Here is an 18,956-nt window from a genome sequence, read left to right on the forward strand (position 1 = left end):
TTTTCAAATCAATCTTATTTACCAGCTGATTTACCAGCTTTCTTACGTACAACTTCATTGCTGTAGCGAACACCTTTACCTTTGTAAGGCTCTGGCTTACGCAAGCTGCGGATTTTAGCTGCAACCTGACCAAGCAATTGTTTATCGCTTCCTTCCAAAGTGATTTTAGGGTTTTGACCTTTTTCAGTAATAGTTACTACTTTAATTTCACTTGGAACTTCAATCAAAATGTTGTGAGAGTAACCTAATGCAAGATCAAGCATGTTACCTTGATTAGCGGCTTTAAAACCAACACCCACTAACTCAAGTTCTTTCTTAAATCCATCAGTTACACCTTTTACAAGATTAGCAACTAACGCACGGTACAAACCATGCATAGCGCGGTGACGGATCTGATCTGTTGGACGAGTAATGATTACTTCGCCATCTTTCACTTCAACTTTGATATCCCTGTCAATTGGTTGCTTCAATTCACCTTTAGGGCCTTTAACTGTGATAACGTTATCAGCGCCAGCAGTAATTGTAACACCTGCAGGAACTTTAATCGGTTGTTTACCTATACGAGACATGATAGTTAATTTGTCTGCTTGTTTATGAATACTGCTAATCGGTCAGCTTAGTATAGTTCAGCTTAATGTATCAGCAGCTGGTTGTTATATATAGTCAAAATTGCAAACCCGTTAAGGTTTGCAATAATTATGTATTAGTATATGTTGCACAATACTTCACCACCTACATTCTGTGATTTCGCCTCTTTATCAGTCATTACGCCTTTAGAAGTACTGATGATAGCAATACCTAAACCGTTTTTAACTCTGTTAAATTCATTTGGTTTAGCATATTGACGCAAACCAGGACGGCTTACTCTTTCCAAAGATTGGATAGCAGGCTGTTTAGTAGAAGGATCATATTTCAAAGCGATTTTGATAACACCTTGTTTGTTATCATCTTCGAATTTGTATTTCAAAATGTATCCTTTGTCGTAAAGAATTTCGGTAATGCGTTTTTTCAAGTTAGATGCAGGGATCTCAACTAAACGATGACCTGCCATCTGAGCATTACGGATTCTTGTCAGAAAATCTGCTATAGGATCAGTTACCATTTTTTATTCAATTAAAATTGTGTTCACAAATTGTTTTAATGGGGATGCGTGATATCCATACCCGCATCACTCAATATTTTTTTCTTACCAGCTTGCTTTTTTAACACCTGGTATTTTACCTGCCAAAGCCATGTCGCGGAAAGTTACCCTTGACAAACCGAAGTAACGGATGTAACCTTTAGGACGGCCTGTTAACTGGCAACGATTTTTCAAACGCACAGGAGAAGCATTTTTTGGCAATGAGTCCAATGCCTGATAGTCTCCAGCTGCTTTCAATGCTGCTCTTTTTTCAGCAAATTTCGCAACCATTGCTTCTCTTTTCCTTTGTCTGGCTTTTACTGATTCTTTCGCCATAGTGGTTTTTGATTAGTTGTTGTCTTTTTTAATATTTTTAAAAGGCATACCCAATTCTTTCAAAAGTTCGTATGCTTCTTCGTTTGTATTGGCAGTAGTCACGAAAGTGATATCCAAACCAGTAATTTTGTTTACTTTATCGATATCGATTTCCGGGAAAATGATCTGCTCAGTTACGCCCAAAGTGTAGTTACCACGACCATCGAAAGATTTTTCGTTGATACCTTTAAAGTCACGTACACGAGGTAATGCAACTGCAATTAAACGATCAAGAAACTCATACATTCTTTCACCGCGTAAAGTAACTCTTGCGCCAATTGGCATGTTCTTACGCAACTTGAAGTTTGAGATATCTTTTTTAGATGTAGTCGCTACTGCTTTTTGACCAGTGATATTACTCAGCTCATCAACAGCGATATCAACTAATTTCTTGTCGTTTACTGCTCCGTTAACACCACGGTTCACGCAAATCTTTTCCAATTTGGGAGCCTGCATTACAGTGCTGTAACCGAATTTCTTCATTAAGGCAGGAACCACTTCTTTAGTGTATTTGTCTGCCAAACGCGGAGTGTATTTTACTGTGCTCATTATTTAATTACCTCCCCTGATTTTTTTGAAATACGAACTAGTTTACCATTGTCCCTGGTACGTTTTACTTTCGTTGGCTCGCTTTTTTTAGCGTCCCAAAGCATTACATTGGAAATGCTAAGAGCAGCTTCAACTTTTACGATACCACCTTTTGTATTTTGGGCAGATGGTTTAGTGTGTTTGGTAACGATGTTAACACCTTCTACGATTACTTTACCTTTATCAACAATCACTTCCAAAACCTTACGAGGTTTCTTCAGATCTTTATCGTCACCAGCGATCACAACTACTGTATCGCCCTTTTTTATGTTGTATTTCGGTTTGAATCTTGTACTCATTGAGATTCTATTTATGCTTAATTAGCTACTTTTTATTGATATGCGTCCCAATCGGGGCGCAAAGGTACGATTATAATACTTCCGGAGCAAGAGAAATTATTTTCATATATCCCTTGTCGCGCAATTCTCTTGCAACTGGTCCGAAAATACGTGTACCTCTTGGTTCATCCGAGTTGTTCAACAACACCACGGCGTTGTCATCGAAACGGATATAAGAACCATCTTTACGACGCAACTTGCTTTTTGTGCGTACGATAACTGCTTTTGCAACAGTACCTTTTTTAATACCGCCAGCTGGAATTGCATCTTTCACAGTAACCACAATCTTGTCGCCAATGTGGGCGTTATTCTGGCCACTGTTACCTAATACACGAATACATAGTACCTCTTTGGCACCACTGTTATCAGCTACATTCAGTCGGCTTTCTTGCTGAATCATCTTTAATTAATTTAAATCGTGTTTATAATGTAAAACAGAGGGATTATTTCACTTTTTCTACCACTTCAACCAGTCTCCAGCGTTTTGTTTTGCTAAGAGGACGAGTTTCCATGATTTTTACAGTGTCACCAATGCTGCACTCGTTCTTTTCGTCGTGTGCATGAAAACTGGTAGTTTTTTTCAGGAACTTACCGTAGATAGGGTGCTTAATTTTTCTTTCAACCGCAACAGTGATGGTTTTTTCCATTTTATTGCTGGTTACCACCCCAATCCTTGTTTTACGTAAATTTCTTTCAGCCATTGTTATTCAAATTTTAGCTTTGAGCTCTCAGCGAATGCATCGAGCAACTTTATTTTTATGCCTTTGCTTTTTAGCCAAGGCTCACAGCTTTTACGCTTCTAATTCTCTTTTTCTCAATTCTGTTTTCAAACGTGCTACATCTCTTCTCAAAGAGCGGATGCTTACCGGGCTCTCCAATGGAGTGATAGCATGAGCAAATTCAAGCTTTTTCAAGCGAAGCTCATCTTCCTGTATCTTGGCTTTCAGATCTTCTTTAGTAAGATCTTTAAGTCCTTTTACAAAGTCTATTCTGTTTGACATCGTTATTACGATTTATAATGTTTGCAAATGATTAGGCTTGCAGGTCTCTGCGAACCACAAATTTTGTTTTGATCGGCAATTTCTGCGCTGCTAATTCAAAAGCTTCTTTTGCCAATTGAACAGGAATACCATCTGCTTCAAACAAAATTCTTCCTGGTTTTACAACAGCTGCCCAATGATCAGGGTTACCTTTACCTTTACCCATTCTCACCTCTGCCGGCTTCCTTGTAACTTGTTTATCAGGGAAAATACGGATCCACACGCTACCTTCACGTTTCATGTGACGGGTCATTGCCTGACGAGCAGATTCAATTTGTCTGTCGGTCATCCAAACTTGTTCCAAAGCTTTCAAACCGAATGAACCAAATGAAAGTGTAGTACCTCTTTTAGCGTCGCCTTTCATGCGACCCTTCTGCATCTTCCTATGTTTCGTTCTTTTAGGTTGTAACATCTTTTTTAGTTTTTGAGTTGCCGGCTATCAGTTTTCTGGTAGCAGCTTATCAACTATTTTTTATTATAACCGGCAACTGCTGATCAGTAACCGAAAACAATTAATTATGCTTTTCTTTCTCTTCTATCTCCACCACCGCGGTTGTCTCTTCTATCTCCACCTCTTCTGTCGCCACCACCTCTTCTGTCATCTCTTCTGTCGTCTGTTCTTTCTCTTCTTTCACCGCCTTCTTTACCGCTTACCAGGTTTGGATTCAAATCTCTCTTAGCCAAAACTTCGCCTTTAGAGATCCAAACTTTGATACCGATTTTACCGTAAACAGTTAGTGCGAATACGCTAGCATAATCGATATCCATACGGTATGTATGCAAAGGCACACGCCCTTGTTTGATCTCTTCGCTACGAGCGATCTCAGCACCACCCAAACGACCGCTAACTTTTACTTTGATACCTTCTGCACCCATACGAAGTGCTGAAGCGATCGCCATTTTAATTGCGCGTTTGTAATTGATACGGTTTTCGATTTGTTTCGCAATGGTGTCACCAACGATGTTGGCATCCAATTCAGGACGACGAATTTCCAGGATATTGATCTGAACGTCATCTTTTCCAGTGAGTTTTTTCAACTCTTCTTTAATCCTGTCAACTTCGTTACCACCTTTTCCTATAATGATACCAGGTTTAGAAGTGTGAATTGTAACGATCAATTTACCCAATGTACGCTCAATAACGATTTTAGAGATACCACCTTTATTGATACGTGCATTCAGATAAGTGCGGATTTTGTGATCTTCGATCAACTTAGTTGAGTAATCTTTTTTATTACCATACCAGTTGCTCTCCCATCCGCGGATGATGCCTAACCTGTTACCAATAGGATTTGCTTTCTGACCCATATGTTTGGTATATTAAGTTTACGTTTGATTATTTAGTGTCTACAATTACAGTTACGTGGTTGCTACGTTTGCGTACACGGTAACCACGGCCTTGTGGTGCAGGACGCATACGTTTTATCGTTCTAGCTCCATCAACAAAAATGGTTTTTACAATCAGTGTTGATTCATCGCCACCTTCGTTCTTTTGTTTCCAGTTGCTGATAGCGCTAACTACCAGTTTACGCAAAGGAACTGCAGGGTGTTTTGGATTGTGTTCCAATTGTGCCAATGCTTTTTCCACTTCCATGCCGCGAATCATATCTGCCAGCAAGCGCATTTTTCTTGGCGATGTAGGGTAATTGTTAAGTTTAGCTACTGCTTCCATTTTATTTAGTTTCAAGTTCCGAGCTTTTGATTTTACTCTTCTGCTCTTTACTGATTATTACATTTTTTTACTTGAGTGTCCTTTGAAGTTACGAGTTGGTGCAAATTCACCTAGTTTGTGACCAACCATAAATTCAGTTACGTATACCGGGATAAACTTGTTACCGTTGTGTACCGCAAATGTGTGACCTACAAAATCTGGAGAGATCGTAGAACGACGGCTCCAGGTTTTGATAACACCTTTCTTTGCTTTGCCTTCGTTTATTGCTACCACTTTGCCCTCAAGTTTGGTGGCGATGTAAGGACCTTTTTTAATTGAACGAGCCATGCTATTTTATTTATCGTTTATTTGTCCCGGTCCGAAGACCGGGACCATTTTAACTATTACAATTATTTAGAGATTTTTTTACCGTTGCTACGTTGGATGATCAGTTTGTCGCTTCCTTTTCCTCTCGTACGAGTTTTCAGACCTCTTGATTTTTGACCAGTTCTAGAACGAGGCTGACCACCTGAAGCTCTACCTTCACCACCACCCATTGGGTGATCTACAGGGTTCATAGCTACACCACGAACACGAGGGCGAATACCTTTCCATACATTTCGACCTGCTTTACCCATGCTCTGCAAGTTGTGATCGCTGTTAGATACAACACCTACTGTTGCGTAACAATTGATCAATACTTTTCTCAATTCACCTGAAGGCATTTTCAACACTGCGTATTTCTCTTCTTTAGCGTTCAATTGAGCTGAAGTTCCAGCGCTTTTCGCCATTTTACCACCCTGACCTGGTTGCAATTCGATGTTGTGAACATTAGTACCCAAAGGCATGTTCTTCATCATAAGTGCGTTACCAATCTCAGGAGCAACTGCATCACCACTGATCACTTTCGTTCCAACCTGCAATCCCTGAGGAGCAATGATGTAACGTTTTTCACCATCAGCATAGCTCAACAATGCGATGAATGCTGTACGGTTTGGATCGTATTCAATAGAAACTACTGTAGCTTCGATATCTTTCTTGTTACGTTTGAAATCTACCAGACGATATTGTTTTTTATGACCGCCTCCAATGTAGCGCATTGCTCGTCTACCCTGGAAGTTTCTACCACCAGTACGCTTCATTGGCTCCAGCAAACTTTTCTCCGGAGTGTCGCTTGTGATTTCTGCGTATGCATTTCCTACTCTCCAGCGTGTGCCGGCTGTCATAGGTTTATATTTTCTAAGTGCCATTTTCTGTTTTAACTTTTGCGGCAGTTAACTGCCATTCTTAATTTAATTAGATTCAACTATTAAATTGCGCCATAAAGGTCGATTGATTCGCCTTCAGCGATCGTAATCAAAGCTTTTTTATAAGCAGGCTTGCGACCTTGTATATAACCAGCTTTTGTAAAACGACTTTTAGCTTTGCTTGGAACAACAGCAGTATTCACATCAATTACAGATACACCGTAAAATTCTTCAACTGCTTTCTTAATTTCCAATTTGTTAGCCTTTCTGTTAACTTTAAAAGCATATCTTCTCAGCTTTTCTTGCTGCGCGTTTGCTTTTTCTGTCAAAATAGGCTTTACTAATACTTCAGAAAGTTTCATTTCTTTCTTATTTATATTTTAATTCAATTATGCATTTACTTCAGCTTCGTCTTCAGAGAAGATTTTCGCTGTTGTTTCACTCAGTACAAGAACATCTGCGTTTACGATGTCGTAAGTGTTGATGTCGCTCAAAGTAACTCCTTCAACACCTGGGATGTTTCTCAAAGACAAGTAAACATTATCAGTGTATTCAGGAAGAACAAACAATGATTTTTTATCATTGATGCTAAGTGCTTTTAATGCACCAGCGAAGTCCTTTGTTTTTGGAGCGTCAAGCTTAATGTCTTCAACAACAACGATAGCGTTAGCTTTCGCTTTGTATGCAAGAGCAGACATTTTAGCAAGGTCTTTCACTTTACGGTTCAATTTGATGTCGTAAGCGTGAGGTTTAGGTCCGAAGATTGTACCGCCACCTTTGTATAGAGGGTTACGGATGTTACCTTTACGGCTACCACCAGTACCTTTTTGTTTGTGAAGTTTACGGCTTGCACCCTTTACTTCTGCACGAGTTTTTACTTTGTGTGTACCTTGACGCTGAGCAGCAAGGTATTGTTTCACAGCAAGATAAATAACGTGATCATTCGGTTCAATTCCGAAAATTTCTTCGGGCAATTCAACCGTTCTGCCGGTTTTTTGTCCTTTTATATTTAAAATATCTACTTGCATCTTTTTTCAGATTAAAAGTTTACTTCTGGATTAAAACAATAGAACCGTTATGGCCTGGTACAGATCCACTAACGAGGATGTAATTTTTATCAGCAAAAATTTTAAGGACTTTCAAGCCTTTCATTTTTACTCTGTCACCACCCATGCGGCCTGCCATGCGCACACCTTTCATTACACGGGAAGCATCAGAAGAGTTACCCAGAGAACCTGGAGCTCTTTGACGATCGTGCTGACCGTGAGAAGCGCCGCCAACACCACTGAAACCGTGACGTTTAACAACACCCTGGAAACCTTTACCTTTTGTAGTACCAACTACTTCAACATTTTCACCTTCAGTGAAAATATCTACGGTAACTGCTTCACCCAGAACTTTTTCTATTGAATAATCGCGAAACTCTTTTACGAATTTTTTAGCGCTTGTGTTAGCTTTTGCGAAGTGATTGATTTCGGCTTTAGGAGCGTGTTTTTCTTTTTTGTCGCCGAACGCTAATTGCAGGGCATCGTAGCCATCTGTCTCTTTTGTTTTAACCTGCGTAACAACGCAAGGACCAGCTTCAATGATGGTACAAGCTGTCTGCTTGCCATCAGGACTGAAGATGCTGGTCATGCCAATCTTTTTACCAATAATCGCTTTCATGTTCTTTGTTTGCGCTGCAAGGTTGAAAGGACAATCTTTTATAGTAGTACCGGAGAGGTATCTAATATTAGGACTTCAATCCCCGTTTAGCAACCGACCTTTTCCGTTTTGCGACTGAACTTAGAGTATAATGTCGCTGGAAGTACCGGCAGTAAACAAACCCTGAACAGCTTGTTTATATTTTTTTTTCGCTGATCAAAGCAATAGGCTTTGATCAATATTTTTACAATCAGAGCTCTTTTCTCCTTACCAAGTAGTGAGGATTGAGAGATAATTTTATTTTAAGAACTTTATTTCCCGCTAACCGGGACTGTCAAACGAATCCGACGATTACGCTTTGATTTCAACTTCCACACCAGAAGGCAGATCAAGTTTAGAAAGAGCATCTACAGTTCTTGAAGAAGAAGTATAGATATCTAATAAACGTTTGTGAGTACACAATTGAAACTGCTCACGTGCCTTTTTATTTACGTGTGGGGAACGCAAAACTGTAAAGATCTTCTTATGAGTAGGTAAAGGAATTGGACCTGTAACTACTGCTCCTGTGCTACGAACTGTTTTTACGATTTTTTCAGCAGATTTATCTACCAGATTGTGATCGTAAGATTGTAATTTAATTCTGATTCGCTGTGACATACGTAAAATCCAACTTTTAATTGGGAGTGCAAAGGTAAGAGGATGTCATATAACATCAAAATATTTTGAAAACATTTTTTAGTATTCAGCCAATTAAATGACGGCTTTTAACAAAATTTGCCTTCATTTTATTTATCCACCTGCCTTCCCTTTGGTTAAAAAAGTTACGCAAGTTACAAATATAATATGATTTGGAGCTGGTTATTTTTAGAAAAAATAACTGTTAACTAATTGAATATAAACTACTTAAAAAGTGAAGTATCAAACTTTAGGAAAATCAGGTTTGTCGGTTAGCAAAATCGCCTTTGGCTGCATGTCTCTGGAAAAAGGTAACTACGCCGAGAATGAAAAATTATTGCTGGAGGCGTTCGAAAAAGGAATTATTCTTTTTGACACGGCTGATTTATATGATAATGGCGAAAACGAGATAACTCTTGGAAAAGCTTTGAAGCCGATTCGGGAAAAGGTAATTATTTCTACTAAAGTAGGTAATCAAATGCGGCCAGATGGAAAGACTTGGGATTGGAATCCAACTAAAAACTACATTCTGGCGGCGGTTGAAAATAGCTTAAAAAGGCTGCAAACGGATTACATCGATTTGTACCAGTTGCACGGCGGTACAATTGACGATCCGATTGACGAGACCATTGAAGCGTTCGAAATATTAAAGCAACAGGGAAAAATTCGATTTTACGGAATCTCGTCTATCAGGCCTAATGTAATCAGGGAATATGTAAAAAGATCTGACATTGTGAGTATTATGATGCAATATAGTGTTTTGGACCGCAGGCCGGAGCAATCCTGTTTTCCACTTTTACAAGAAAATAATATCGGTGTTTTGGCGAGAGGTTCCCTGGCAAAGGGTATTCTGCCAGGCAAATCTGCTGATGCTTATCTCGATCGTAATCAATCGGAAATCAGCAAGGCCGTGGAATGTATTAAAGCTTTTTCGGCTGATGGCCGAAGTCCTGCAGAAACGGCTATTCAATTTGCATTGCATCACCCTGCAGTTTCCAGCGCTGTTGTGGGAATCCGCACTGAACGGCAATTAAATGACGCAATCAGTGCGGTGGAAAAGCCAATGCTATCCGAGCTCGATTACCTACAAATCGCCGGTTCGATTCCTGTGAATTATTATAAGGAACATCTCTAATTATAAGCGCTGCTTCATCACTTCATAAAGGATCATGCCAGTTGCAACTGACACGTTTAAGGATTCAAAGTTGCCTGCCATAGGGATATTGAAGTTCTGATCGCAGATCTTCATGAGCGCAGGTGTTACGCCCTTATCCTCGCTCCCCATTACGACCGCGCAAGGTTCTGTAAAATCAAGTTCAAAGACCCTTGATGAAGCCGTCATCTCGCTGACAAATACTTTTATGCCATTTAAGTGAAGTTCGTCGACCGCTTTCATCAGGCTATTTACACGGCACACCGCAATTTTTTCAAGTGCACCAGCTGAAGTTGTGATGGCATCTTCGTTTAAGGCTCCAACCCCTTTGTCTGGAATTATTATTGCCTGTACTCCGCAGCAGTAGGCGGTTCTGGCGATTGCACCAATATTACGGATATCCGTAACGCCGTCTAGTATTACAAAAAGCGGTGTTTGACCTTTGTCAACTATAAATGAAATTACCTGCTGAAGATCCTGGTATTGTATTTTGGAAATTACAGCTACACAACCTTCGTGGTTTTGAATGTTAAACCCGTTCAGTTTTTCAACGGGCACTTTGTTTATTGGAACATTATGTTGTTGAGCCAACTTAACTATATCACCTGCTGCCGCAGCACCCAGTGTTTGTTGCAAATAAATGCGCTCTAACTGTTTGCCCGTTTTCAATGCGTTGATAACGGCTTCTCTACCTATAACCAAAGAACTCTTCTTGGGTCTGCTTTGTTGCTGCTGTCTGAAATTTTTCACGGTGCAAAAGTAGGATTTAAGTGGGGAGTTGAAAATTGAAAGTTGAAAATGAGTAGTTTTTATGGGTGTTTTGTTGCTTGTTTACAACTACAATAACTAAAAAAGAAGCAGGCTATTTAAGAGCCTGCTTGCTTTTTAAAGTCGCAGTTTGATGCCTCCGTTTACGACGAAGCCATCCAGGGGTGCATATATGTCCCTAAAGTTGGGATCAGTACGTGGACCCGTATAAATCGTATCAAACCTGGTTTGTCTTGTATCTGTGAAGTTTTCAAAATTTACGAACACAGAGAACTTCTCCCATATTTTCTCCGCCATTGCACCAAAGGTCCAAAATGCTTTTCCCGTTGCGCCGTCATTCAAAGGTTGCTTACCCGTATAATAAGCTTCGAGACCAATTTTGAAATTGTCTTCCACTTCGTAAATGAGTACGTTGTTCAACTTGTGCTTCGCTGTGAGCGGATTTGGTATTTTACCATGGTCCGTGTGCAGCAGCGCATCGGTAAATGTATAGCCAATGAATAGACTGAAATCGCCGTAAGTGAGTTTTACATTGGTTTCCCAGCCGCGACTATCAAGATGGCCGGATGCATTCCGGAGTTTGTAAAGATTTGCTGCCAACGTATCCAACATCAACGGATGATTGATGCGTGTGATAAAAAAAAGCTGATTGATACTCATCTTCACATCTCCAATGGCGGTCCGATAATTTACATCTGCGTTGATACCATATGATTTTTCAAGTTCATTGGTTGAGCCCGACACCGGCAATACACCTTTGTATTGCATTCTTTCTGTTTCTTCTGTAAAGATGGTTGGTGTTGTGTAACCAAACCCAGCCCCCACACGCGATGTAAGCCTGGGAGAAAACTTAAACAGCGCCGCAGCACGTGGAAGCAGCACCGGCCCATAATTGGCTACATAGTCTCCCCTCAATCCCAGTTCAGTATTCAGCCAGTTCGTTGCGTTCCAGGATTGCTGAATGAATAATCCTGCGGTTTGCTGAACATAATCCCTTTTTGGAAAGGAATCTTTAGGGTGCTCACGGAAATTGTCGGTATAATAATTTAAGCCTATGATCCAATCTGATTTTTGGCCCGTACGACTGTATGTTCCTTCTGAATAAGAGGACCATTGTGTACCATCAAAAGCATAACCTGGAGTTTTGATGGTGCGACGAAAACAGCTGATGGCGTTCTTGAACTTAAAGGCGCTATGCTCGTTTAGTTTATGATCCAACGCCAGCTGGCTGGAAACGCGGTTGCTGTTGTTGTTTTCGAAATAACTATGTAGACTATCGCCATGTCCTTTGATGTATTGAATGTCGCCTCCCTCCCTTTTTTCGAAAGCCGAACTAAGGCCAACAGTGATGGTCGTTTTCGGATTGAAATAAAGGAACAACTTTGGGTTGAATACGTATCGTTCAGTCTTTGGTATGGCTGTAAAACCCGTTGATGAAGGATCATAAGGTTTGCTGCTGTTGCGGGCAGCATATAATGTAAGACCCGCTTTCCCAAATCGCTGACTATAGAATCCATCTAAATCAAGGCCGCCTGCGGAGGTGCCGTTGATCATAAAGCGAAGATCTTTCTCCTTTTTGGGTGTTTTAGAAATCAGGTTCACGAGCCCGGCAATTGCACCTCCTCCATAGAGTGTGGAACTGGCGCCCTTGATGATCTCCACCTGCTTTAAATCCAGGGGTGGCGTTTGTAATAATCCCAACCCGCTTGAGAAGCCAGAAAACAAGGGAAACCCATCTTTCAATAATTGGGTGTATCTGCCGTCCAAACCTTGTATTCGAATGCTTGAGTTGGCTGAGGTTGCGGACACCTGCTGCGTTTGAATACCGGTACTCTCGCTAAGCATCATGCGAATGTCACCCGGCTTCATGTTTGCTTTTTCCTCTAATTCTTCTCCGCTAACAAACTCGACGCGTGTAGGCATGTTCCGGATGGTGCGTGTGCTCCGGGTTGAGGAGACCACTACTTCATTCATATTCTCTGTATCAGCCTCCAGTTTTATTGTTAAACTGTCTCCTGGTAACGGAATAGTAAATGCTTGAGAAAATTCCTTATGACCGACAGAACGTATTTGCAGTAAATGTTTGCCTGCAGGCACATTGTTAAACAAAATCAATCCTGTTGTATCTGTTGCAGCTGTTTTGCCTGCCAATGTAACCGTTGCTGATACCAACGGTTCATTTGCATCTGCATCTTTTACACGAACAGCTAACTTATGTTGGGCGCGACATATCACCCCCAAACAAAGGAATAGCCATAGGCAAATTGCCTTTTTCATATTTAAAATAAAAGATAATGTGAAATAATAGATGCCTTAAAGGCACCAAAACCAATACTAATATGTACTAGCATTTGGGAGGCTGCCATATGGATGGCAAATTGCGCGACACAAGATTATCGTGATAAAAGAATTTGTACACTACAACTTCATGTTGTTCCACAACAGAAAATCTGAATACTTGTGGAATGATAACGCCGTTGCAGGCTGCACAAGCGAAGAACGGTGAGCAGGGTGCGCTTGGTTTGGAAGTTTCTTTGGAATGATTGGTTTGTACTGATGTGTTTTGCTCATTCGCGCAGCAATCATCATCCGCACAGCAGGGTACGGCTGACAGTAACAATACGTAAAATGAAAGAATGTAGACAAACCACTTCATGAGCCAAAGATAGAACGTAGATGATTACGATTTGATATGATTTTTTGAATTGAGATTTAATCGATTCGTTTAAACTCAAATCATCACAGATCATGAAAACCTGCGTTCCGATTTCTTCAATAAAAAATCCCTTTGCCTGCGCAAAGGGATTCTAAGTTTATCAGCTGATTCGATTATTTCAAACCGAACTCTTTTTTAACTTTTGCTACGTGGTCAAGTTTTTCCCATGTGAACAATTCAACTTTCACATTTTTCTCTTTACCATCCGGAGTTTTGAAAGTTTTAGTAACAACTTCCGGTTTGCGGCCCATGTGTCCGTACGCAGCAGTTTCGCTGTAGATCGGCGTACGCAATTTCAAGCGCTGTTCGATAAAGTAAGGACGCATGTCGAACAGTTTAGAAACGCGTTTAGCGATTTCGCCGTCAGACAATTTTACTTTAGCTGTACCGTATGTGTTTACGTAGATGCTTGTTGGTTGAGCAACACCGATCGCATAAGAAACCTGTACAAGTACTTCGTCGCAAAGACCAGCAGCTACAAGGTTTTTAGCGATGTGACGAGTTGCGTATGCAGCAGAACGGTCAACTTTAGAAGGATCTTTACCGCTGAACGCACCACCACCGTGAGCACCTTTACCACCGTAAGTATCTACGATGATTTTACGACCAGTCAAACCTGTATCGCCGTGTGGTCCGCCGATTACGAATTTACCAGTTGGGTTGATGTGGTATTTGATACCGTCATTAAACAACTTAGCGTATTTCTTATATTTAGCTTTTACGCGGGGGATCAGGATTGAAATGATATCTTTCTGGATCTTGTCCTGCATTTTAGCTTCTGTATCGAAGTCATCATGCTGAGTAGATACAACGATCGCGTCGATGCGAACGGGTCTGTTTTTGTCATCGTACTCAAGAGTCACCTGGCTTTTTGCATCAGGGCGCAAATATTTGATTTGCTTGTTTTCTCTTCTCAATGCAGCAAGCTCAAGCAAGATCTTGTGTGCTAAGTCAAGTGCCAAAGGCATGTAGTCTTCAGTTTCGTTTGTTGCGTAACCGAACATCATTCCCTGGTCACCAGCACCTTGTTCTTCTTTTTTCTTTTTGTCAACGCCCTGGTTGATGTCAGAAGATTGTTCGTGGATAGCAGAGAACACGCCGCAGCTGTTAGCTTCGAACATGTATTCGCTTTTTGTGTAACCGATTTTACGGATTACACCTCTTGCGATTTCCTGCACATCGAGATAAGCTTTTGATTTTACTTCTCCGGCCAATACTACTTGTCCGGTTGTAACCAGCGTTTCGCAAGCCACTTTAGAGTTTGGATCGAAGGCTAAAAAGTTATCTATCAAGGCATCTGAGATCTGATCGGCCACTTTATCCGGATGGCCCTCTGAAACGCTTTCAGAAGTAAACAAATAAGGCATGATTCTAATTTTGTTGGTTATTTATTAATGCAAAATCCATTAATCATCGAGCAAGCAACAATTAATGGATTTTTTATAAAATCGGGACAAAGATAGTCGCCAGTTTGATATTTAAGAATTTTAAACGTCAATTTAATAGTAAAATATACGTTATCAAATAGATTATGCCTCTCAAACATACTTAAAAACCACGAAACCAAAAGTCTATAAAATTAATAGAGTTGTAAATTGTCTTCAAAAAAATCAATAAAAAAGCCTGTTTTGGCAAACAGGCTTTGAATATATTCTATAGAAACTTCTATTTTGTAAGATCTGTATACAATTGCAAGTAATCTGTAAGATCTGATTCTGCATTGTACTGTAATACTTTTTTACCACGCACTTTACCAAACTCTTCAACTAATTTTTTGTCCACTTTCTCGGAACCAAACGTAATAGCATCTGCACTTAGAGCTCCACCTCTGAACATATCTATATTGCCCGGGGCCTTAAACGGCTCAAGATCTTTCTCTTTTATAGTAGCATGGATGTTAGCAAATTTTGCAAAATCTGCACCCAGCTTTTCTTTAAAAGTGGTCTGCCCTACTGTGTAAATAACCTTGCTGTGACTGAAAACAGGTTCTTTTTTGTACGCAGTTTTCAAATACATTGGGATCAAACCAGTCATCCAGCCGCTGCAATGGATGATGTCTGGAGGCCAACCGAATTTTTTTACAGTCTCCAATGCGCCTTTACAGAAGAAAACAGTTCTTAACCCATTGTCGTCAAACCACTTTTCATTCTCGTCTGTAAAAACAAATTTTCTTTTAAAAAGGTCTTCGTTATCAAGAAAGTATATCTGCAAACGTGCATTTGGCAGAGATGCCACTTTGATCTGCAACGGGTAATCGTCGTTATCAACCGATACATTTATCCCAGATAAACGTACCACTTCGTGAAGCCTGTGACGTCTTTCATTGATGGTCCCAAACCGCGGCATAATACAACGCACTTCGAAATTATTGTCATTTGCTTTAATTGCCAGCCTGTTCACAATTTCAGAGAACTCTGTCATTTCCAGGTATGGAGACATTTCGTTGGCAATGAATAAAATTCTTTTCTTTGTTGACATTATCGGTATCGGTTATGAAAAAAAGGAACTGAAAATAGTGTGCAAAGGTAAGGCTTTTTACCCAAAATAGGCTACTATACTAATTTTCCGCTCATAAAAGCTCAAAAAATGACTATAATCAAGGGAATTTCGGCATTGCAGGAAAATGTTAATTTTCTGAAAAACAACGGTAAAACCATCGGATTTGTACCAACAATGGGTGCTTTGCACGATGGTCATATTTCGCTTATTACTGCGTCCAAGGCTGAAAATGACATAACGGTCTGCAGCATTTTTGTCAATCCAACTCAGTTCAACGATCCGAAAGATTTCGAGAAATACCCCATAACTATTGAGGCGGATATTGAAAAACTGGAGCTTGCGGGCACAAATATTCTCTTTTTACCTTCTGTTACAGAAATGTACCCCGATGGATTTGACAAGGTACCTCATTATGACCTGGGCGTTATTGAAACCATTTTGGAGGGCAAATTCAGACCCGGCCATTTCCAGGGAGTTTGCCAGATCGTCCACAAGCTTTTGAAAGCTGTACAGCCACATAACTTATATATGGGCCAAAAAGATTATCAGCAATGTATGGTAATCAACAGATTGATACAGATTGAAAACCTGGGTGTAAAGCTTCATACAAGGCCCACTCTTCGCGAAAAGGACGGGCTCGCTATGAGCAGCCGCAATATGCGCTTGAACGAAGAAGAGAGGAAAAACGCACTCACTATTTATCGCGTTCTCAACTATTTGAAAGATCACATTGAAAAAGAAAGCATCGCCTATTTGCTGGACAGAAGCAATTTAATGCTCACGGATAATAATTTCCGGCCGGATTATGTTTCTATCGCCGATGCGGAAACACTTGTCCCAGTTGAAAATTGGGATGGGCATCAAAAAATTGTTGCTTTAATCGCGGCATATCAGAATGAAGTGAGGCTGATTGATAACATGGCGCTTGATTAGTTGAAAATTGAAAGTTAATTGCAGAACCGGGTACTCCTGGCAACTGTACGTTTTTCCCAAATTCTTCTTAGCTTGCACCCCGCTAAAAAGCGGTTTTAATTAAACAAGCATGGACATCGAAATTTTAAAATCAAAGGTGCACAGAGCCGTAATCACGGAGGCTAACTTACATTACGTTGGTAGTCTTACGCTTGATGAGGATCTGATGGATGCAGCGAATATGATCGAGAATGAGAAAGTGCAAGTTGTGAATGTTAATAATGGTTCCCGCATTGAAACGTACCTTATCAAAGGAAAAAGAGGTTCGGGCGTATGCTGCCTTAACGGACCTGCTGCCAGACAAGGTGCTGCCGGCGATATCGTGATCGTTATTTCTTACGCACGTATGTCATTCGACGAAGCCAAACAATTCAAGCCCTGGATTGTTTTCCCAAAAGACGGAAATAAACTTTAGTTAATTGAAAATTGAAAGTTGAAAATTGAAAATGGTATAACCGAGAGTCTTTTCGAATAAAACCATTTTCAATTTTCAACTTTCAATTTTCAATTATCACCTATCTTTAAGGCCAAACCAACCTGTATGAAGAAAAAGGTGTTTCAGTGGCTTCAGTATGCGTTTTTTTTAGCTTTGGCAATATTTTTAGTTTGGTGGTCGGTCGGTAAGATTAAGGGGCATGACTGGGAGGAAATGAAAGGAGCACTTCGTACTACAGACTATTGGTTACTTGTGCCTGTTGTATTAATTTTATTGGCCAGTCATTACAGTCGCGCATTAAGATGGAAAATTTTAATGCAACCCCTCGGATACTCCCCTTCTACTCTCAATACTTATTTTTCCGTACTTATTGGATATCTCGCAAATCTCGCCGTACCAAGGCTGGGAGAAGTATTGAAATGCACTGTTCTTGCCCGTTATGAAAAAGTGCCCGCAAATAAACTCGTGGGAACTATTGTAGCGGAAAGAGCTTTTGACCTTATATGTTTGTTGATCGTTTTTGCCGTTAGTATATTTTCCCAGATTGATATTATTGGAAAATTTGCAATGGACAAGATCAAAAAAATAGTCAGTACCGAAACCGGCGACATTGACTGGCTCAAGATTGCAGTTGTTGTTGGTGGTTTGTTAATTGTTTTACTGGTTGTAAGATTTATCATGCACAAGTTTGCGCACATTCATGTGATTGGTAAAATAAAAGAATTTATGAGGGGAATCTGGCAGGGATTGATCAGTGTGCGATATGTAAAAAACAAAGGCTGGTTTTTCTTTCATACCATTATGATCTGGGTAGGTTATTTACTAAGCATACAAATGGGATTTTATGCAATGCAGGCCACCAGCGGATTAGGAATTAAAGCATCATTATCTGTACTTTCTCTTGGCAGTATAGGTATGATTGCAACGCAGGGGGGAATTGGCGCTTATCCTTTTCTGGTACAGGAAACAATGATGCTATATGGAATTACAGAAAACGTCGGGAGAGCATTTGGCTGGCTCTTGTGGCTGGTTCAATTTTTCCTGGTTATTGTATTTGGATTTTTAAGCATAGGATTATTACCAATAGTTAACAGAAAAAAAAGTTTACAACATGCGTAACTCAGACGTAATCGAAAAGAAAATTTATGAACCAATAGCACTGGAAGAACAAGTTTACCGTTGGAAATTTCTTGGGCAAAAAATAGCTTTCACGAATGGCTGTTTTGATATACTTCACAAAGGGCATATCGCATCTCTTAGCCAGGCGGCTAAAGAAGCAGATGTACTTGTCGTTGGCCTGAACTCAGACGCTTCTACCAAAAGATTGAAAGGTGAAGGCAGACCGGTTAACAACGAACAGGCAAGGGCAACCGTTTTAGCATCACTTTTAATGGTAGATGCTGTTATTCTTTTTGATGAAGACACTCCTCTTGAACTTATAAAGAAAGTAATGCCCGATGTTATCGTGAAGGGTGGCGATTACACTCTTGACCAGATTGTTGGCGCTAAGGAAGTAATGGCCCATGGCGGCCGGGTTGTGATCAATCCAATTGTGGAGGGTTACAGTACCACGGGTATTTTGGGCAAGATCGCTGCGCTGTAAAAAGAAGTAAAAATCGCATCAGCATGGCATTGTAGCTTTGTGCATAGGACTTTTCAGGTGGATCCCCAGTGCCATTAAAATGCTCCATAATGTTACTACAGTTCAACGGAGCGTCGCAACGACTGTTTTAT

27 protein-coding genes are annotated in these 18,956 nt (G+C 40.3%); 5 read left to right on the plus strand and 22 right to left on the minus strand.

Going from position 1 to position 18,956, the window contains the following annotated elements; genetic code table 11:
* Window positions 1-14: 14 nt before the first annotated feature.
* From rplF to rpsJ, 17 genes are all read right to left on the minus strand, one after another.
* On the minus strand, window positions 15-569 hold the full coding sequence (gene rplF / locus QJ048_RS07860; RefSeq protein ID WP_282333798.1) for a 50S ribosomal protein L6: 555 nt from the start codon (window positions 567-569) through the stop codon (window positions 15-17).
* Window positions 570-703: 134 nt separating this feature from the next.
* A complete protein-coding gene (rpsH, locus tag QJ048_RS07865; RefSeq protein WP_217792277.1) occupies window positions 704-1,102 on the minus strand; it encodes a 30S ribosomal protein S8 in 399 nt (132 codons plus the stop codon).
* Window positions 1,103-1,186: 84 nt separating this feature from the next.
* The gene (rpsN, locus tag QJ048_RS07870; protein ID WP_217792278.1) at window positions 1,187-1,456 is read right to left on the minus strand and encodes a 30S ribosomal protein S14; all 270 of its coding nucleotides are present in this window, start codon (window positions 1,454-1,456) and stop codon (window positions 1,187-1,189) included.
* Window positions 1,457-1,468: 12 nt separating this feature from the next.
* Entirely contained in the window at window positions 1,469-2,044 is a 576-nt protein-coding gene (gene rplE / locus QJ048_RS07875) for a 50S ribosomal protein L5 (protein WP_282333799.1), read from the minus strand.
* A complete protein-coding gene (gene rplX, locus QJ048_RS07880) occupies window positions 2,044-2,382 on the minus strand; it encodes a 50S ribosomal protein L24 (RefSeq protein WP_217792280.1) in 339 nt (112 codons plus the stop codon). The genes rplE and rplX overlap by 1 nt, the downstream gene beginning before the upstream one ends.
* Window positions 2,383-2,452: 70 nt before the next feature.
* Window positions 2,453-2,821 carry a 50S ribosomal protein L14 gene (rplN, locus tag QJ048_RS07885; RefSeq protein ID WP_217792281.1) on the minus strand — a complete coding sequence of 123 codons (369 nt, stop codon included), beginning with the start codon at window positions 2,819-2,821 and terminating at the stop codon, window positions 2,453-2,455.
* Window positions 2,822-2,864: 43 nt separating this feature from the next.
* Complete coding sequence (rpsQ, locus tag QJ048_RS07890) at window positions 2,865-3,122, minus strand: 30S ribosomal protein S17 (protein ID WP_217792282.1); 258 nt, start codon at window positions 3,120-3,122, stop codon at window positions 2,865-2,867.
* Between the two features lie 90 nt (window positions 3,123-3,212).
* On the minus strand, window positions 3,213-3,422 hold the full coding sequence (rpmC, locus tag QJ048_RS07895) for a 50S ribosomal protein L29 (protein WP_217792283.1): 210 nt from the start codon (window positions 3,420-3,422) through the stop codon (window positions 3,213-3,215).
* A gap of 31 nt (window positions 3,423-3,453) precedes the next feature.
* On the minus strand, window positions 3,454-3,873 hold the full coding sequence (gene rplP, locus QJ048_RS07900) for a 50S ribosomal protein L16 (protein WP_217792284.1): 420 nt from the start codon (window positions 3,871-3,873) through the stop codon (window positions 3,454-3,456).
* A 104-nt stretch (window positions 3,874-3,977) separates the two neighbouring features.
* Window positions 3,978-4,769 (minus strand): 30S ribosomal protein S3, encoded by a 792-nt coding sequence (gene rpsC, locus QJ048_RS07905; RefSeq protein ID WP_217792285.1) that lies wholly within the window; start codon window positions 4,767-4,769, stop codon window positions 3,978-3,980.
* Between the two features lie 28 nt (window positions 4,770-4,797).
* The gene (gene rplV, locus QJ048_RS07910; RefSeq protein WP_217792286.1) at window positions 4,798-5,133 is read right to left on the minus strand and encodes a 50S ribosomal protein L22; all 336 of its coding nucleotides are present in this window, start codon (window positions 5,131-5,133) and stop codon (window positions 4,798-4,800) included.
* 57 nt (window positions 5,134-5,190) lie between these two features.
* Window positions 5,191-5,460, minus strand: coding sequence for a 30S ribosomal protein S19 (rpsS, locus tag QJ048_RS07915; RefSeq protein ID WP_217792287.1), 270 nt, complete (start codon window positions 5,458-5,460; stop codon window positions 5,191-5,193).
* Between the two features lie 62 nt (window positions 5,461-5,522).
* Window positions 5,523-6,362 carry a 50S ribosomal protein L2 gene (gene rplB / locus QJ048_RS07920; RefSeq protein WP_282333800.1) on the minus strand — a complete coding sequence of 280 codons (840 nt, stop codon included), beginning with the start codon at window positions 6,360-6,362 and terminating at the stop codon, window positions 5,523-5,525.
* A 59-nt stretch (window positions 6,363-6,421) separates the two neighbouring features.
* Window positions 6,422-6,721, minus strand: coding sequence for a 50S ribosomal protein L23 (gene rplW / locus QJ048_RS07925; RefSeq protein WP_282333801.1), 300 nt, complete (start codon window positions 6,719-6,721; stop codon window positions 6,422-6,424).
* A 27-nt stretch (window positions 6,722-6,748) separates the two neighbouring features.
* Complete coding sequence (gene rplD, locus QJ048_RS07930; protein WP_282333802.1) at window positions 6,749-7,387, minus strand: 50S ribosomal protein L4; 639 nt, start codon at window positions 7,385-7,387, stop codon at window positions 6,749-6,751.
* Window positions 7,388-7,406: 19 nt separating this feature from the next.
* Entirely contained in the window at window positions 7,407-8,024 is a 618-nt protein-coding gene (rplC, locus tag QJ048_RS07935; protein WP_217792291.1) for a 50S ribosomal protein L3, read from the minus strand.
* Window positions 8,025-8,354: 330 nt separating this feature from the next.
* Window positions 8,355-8,660, minus strand: coding sequence for a 30S ribosomal protein S10 (gene rpsJ, locus QJ048_RS07940; protein WP_217792292.1), 306 nt, complete (start codon window positions 8,658-8,660; stop codon window positions 8,355-8,357).
* A gap of 253 nt (window positions 8,661-8,913) precedes the next feature.
* Between rpsJ and QJ048_RS07945 the strand changes: the two genes are divergently transcribed.
* Complete coding sequence (locus QJ048_RS07945; RefSeq protein ID WP_282333803.1) at window positions 8,914-9,813, plus strand: aldo/keto reductase; 900 nt, start codon at window positions 8,914-8,916, stop codon at window positions 9,811-9,813.
* Here the strand turns inward: QJ048_RS07945 and rlmB are convergent, their stop codons facing one another.
* The 5 genes from rlmB to QJ048_RS07970 form a co-directional block, all read right to left on the minus strand.
* Window positions 9,814-10,581 carry a 23S rRNA (guanosine(2251)-2'-O)-methyltransferase RlmB gene (gene rlmB / locus QJ048_RS07950; protein ID WP_282333804.1) on the minus strand — a complete coding sequence of 256 codons (768 nt, stop codon included), beginning with the start codon at window positions 10,579-10,581 and terminating at the stop codon, window positions 9,814-9,816.
* Window positions 10,582-10,716: 135 nt separating this feature from the next.
* Complete coding sequence (locus tag QJ048_RS07955; RefSeq protein ID WP_282333805.1) at window positions 10,717-12,876, minus strand: TonB-dependent receptor; 2,160 nt, start codon at window positions 12,874-12,876, stop codon at window positions 10,717-10,719.
* A gap of 67 nt (window positions 12,877-12,943) precedes the next feature.
* Window positions 12,944-13,255 (minus strand): DUF6660 family protein, encoded by a 312-nt coding sequence (locus QJ048_RS07960; RefSeq protein ID WP_282333806.1) that lies wholly within the window; start codon window positions 13,253-13,255, stop codon window positions 12,944-12,946.
* Window positions 13,256-13,428: 173 nt separating this feature from the next.
* Window positions 13,429-14,682, minus strand: coding sequence for a methionine adenosyltransferase (metK, locus tag QJ048_RS07965; RefSeq protein ID WP_282333807.1), 1,254 nt, complete (start codon window positions 14,680-14,682; stop codon window positions 13,429-13,431).
* Window positions 14,683-14,980: 298 nt separating this feature from the next.
* Complete coding sequence (locus tag QJ048_RS07970) at window positions 14,981-15,793, minus strand: glycogen/starch synthase (RefSeq protein ID WP_282333808.1); 813 nt, start codon at window positions 15,791-15,793, stop codon at window positions 14,981-14,983.
* A 108-nt stretch (window positions 15,794-15,901) separates the two neighbouring features.
* Between QJ048_RS07970 and panC the strand changes: the two genes are divergently transcribed.
* The 4 genes from panC (at window position 15,902) to rfaE2 (ending at window position 18,825) form a co-directional block, all read left to right on the plus strand.
* Entirely contained in the window at window positions 15,902-16,747 is an 846-nt protein-coding gene (gene panC, locus QJ048_RS07975; protein ID WP_282333809.1) for a pantoate--beta-alanine ligase, read from the plus strand.
* A 109-nt stretch (window positions 16,748-16,856) separates the two neighbouring features.
* Complete coding sequence (gene panD / locus QJ048_RS07980) at window positions 16,857-17,201, plus strand: aspartate 1-decarboxylase (RefSeq protein ID WP_282333810.1); 345 nt, start codon at window positions 16,857-16,859, stop codon at window positions 17,199-17,201.
* A 126-nt stretch (window positions 17,202-17,327) separates the two neighbouring features.
* Window positions 17,328-18,341, plus strand: coding sequence for a lysylphosphatidylglycerol synthase transmembrane domain-containing protein (locus tag QJ048_RS07985; protein WP_282333811.1), 1,014 nt, complete (start codon window positions 17,328-17,330; stop codon window positions 18,339-18,341).
* Entirely contained in the window at window positions 18,334-18,825 is a 492-nt protein-coding gene (rfaE2, locus tag QJ048_RS07990; protein ID WP_282333812.1) for a D-glycero-beta-D-manno-heptose 1-phosphate adenylyltransferase, read from the plus strand. The genes QJ048_RS07985 and rfaE2 overlap by 8 nt, the downstream gene beginning before the upstream one ends.
* The last annotated feature ends 131 nt before the right edge of the window (window positions 18,826-18,956 follow it).

The sequence above is a fragment of the Pinibacter soli genome (genome assembly GCF_029961145.1).
In the GTDB taxonomy this organism is placed as follows: domain Bacteria; phylum Bacteroidota; class Bacteroidia; order Chitinophagales; family Chitinophagaceae; genus Pinibacter; species Pinibacter soli.

Excerpts from the sequence above, each read along its gene's own strand:
- rplP (WP_217792284.1), bottom strand. The coding sequence starts at position 3,873 with ATGTTACAACCTAAAAGAACGAAACATAGGAAGATGCAGAAGGGTCGC.
- rplF (WP_282333798.1), bottom strand. The coding sequence starts at position 569 with ATGTCTCGTATAGGTAAACAACCGATTAAAGTTCCTGCAGGTGTTACA.
- rfaE2 (WP_282333812.1), top strand. The coding sequence starts at position 18,334 with ATGCGTAACTCAGACGTAATCGAAAAGAAAATTTATGAACCAATAGCA.
- metK (WP_282333807.1), bottom strand. The coding sequence starts at position 14,682 with ATGCCTTATTTGTTTACTTCTGAAAGCGTTTCAGAGGGCCATCCGGAT.
- rplN (WP_217792281.1), bottom strand. The coding sequence starts at position 2,821 with ATGATTCAGCAAGAAAGCCGACTGAATGTAGCTGATAACAGTGGTGCC.
- QJ048_RS07970 (WP_282333808.1), bottom strand. The coding sequence starts at position 15,793 with ATGTCAACAAAGAAAAGAATTTTATTCATTGCCAACGAAATGTCTCCA.
- rplB (WP_282333800.1), bottom strand. The coding sequence starts at position 6,362 with ATGGCACTTAGAAAATATAAACCTATGACAGCCGGCACACGCTGGAGA.
- rpmC (WP_217792283.1), bottom strand. The coding sequence starts at position 3,422 with ATGTCAAACAGAATAGACTTTGTAAAAGGACTTAAAGATCTTACTAAA.
- rpsJ (WP_217792292.1), bottom strand. The coding sequence starts at position 8,660 with ATGTCACAGCGAATCAGAATTAAATTACAATCTTACGATCACAATCTG.
- rplV (WP_217792286.1), bottom strand. The coding sequence starts at position 5,133 with ATGGAAGCAGTAGCTAAACTTAACAATTACCCTACATCGCCAAGAAAA.
- QJ048_RS07955 (WP_282333805.1), bottom strand. The coding sequence starts at position 12,876 with ATGAAAAAGGCAATTTGCCTATGGCTATTCCTTTGTTTGGGGGTGATA.
- rpsN (WP_217792278.1), bottom strand. The coding sequence starts at position 1,456 with ATGGCGAAAGAATCAGTAAAAGCCAGACAAAGGAAAAGAGAAGCAATG.
- rplE (WP_282333799.1), bottom strand. The coding sequence starts at position 2,044 with ATGAGCACAGTAAAATACACTCCGCGTTTGGCAGACAAATACACTAAA.
- rpsS (WP_217792287.1), bottom strand. The coding sequence starts at position 5,460 with ATGGCTCGTTCAATTAAAAAAGGTCCTTACATCGCCACCAAACTTGAG.
- rplX (WP_217792280.1), bottom strand. The coding sequence starts at position 2,382 with ATGAGTACAAGATTCAAACCGAAATACAACATAAAAAAGGGCGATACA.
- rpsH (WP_217792277.1), bottom strand. The coding sequence starts at position 1,102 with ATGGTAACTGATCCTATAGCAGATTTTCTGACAAGAATCCGTAATGCT.
- rplC (WP_217792291.1), bottom strand. The coding sequence starts at position 8,024 with ATGAAAGCGATTATTGGTAAAAAGATTGGCATGACCAGCATCTTCAGT.
- rplW (WP_282333801.1), bottom strand. The coding sequence starts at position 6,721 with ATGAAACTTTCTGAAGTATTAGTAAAGCCTATTTTGACAGAAAAAGCA.
- panD (WP_282333810.1), top strand. The coding sequence starts at position 16,857 with ATGGACATCGAAATTTTAAAATCAAAGGTGCACAGAGCCGTAATCACG.
- rpsQ (WP_217792282.1), bottom strand. The coding sequence starts at position 3,122 with ATGGCTGAAAGAAATTTACGTAAAACAAGGATTGGGGTGGTAACCAGC.
- QJ048_RS07985 (WP_282333811.1), top strand. The coding sequence starts at position 17,328 with ATGAAGAAAAAGGTGTTTCAGTGGCTTCAGTATGCGTTTTTTTTAGCT.
- QJ048_RS07960 (WP_282333806.1), bottom strand. The coding sequence starts at position 13,255 with ATGAAGTGGTTTGTCTACATTCTTTCATTTTACGTATTGTTACTGTCA.
- panC (WP_282333809.1), top strand. The coding sequence starts at position 15,902 with ATGACTATAATCAAGGGAATTTCGGCATTGCAGGAAAATGTTAATTTT.
- rplD (WP_282333802.1), bottom strand. The coding sequence starts at position 7,387 with ATGCAAGTAGATATTTTAAATATAAAAGGACAAAAAACCGGCAGAACG.
- rpsC (WP_217792285.1), bottom strand. The coding sequence starts at position 4,769 with ATGGGTCAGAAAGCAAATCCTATTGGTAACAGGTTAGGCATCATCCGC.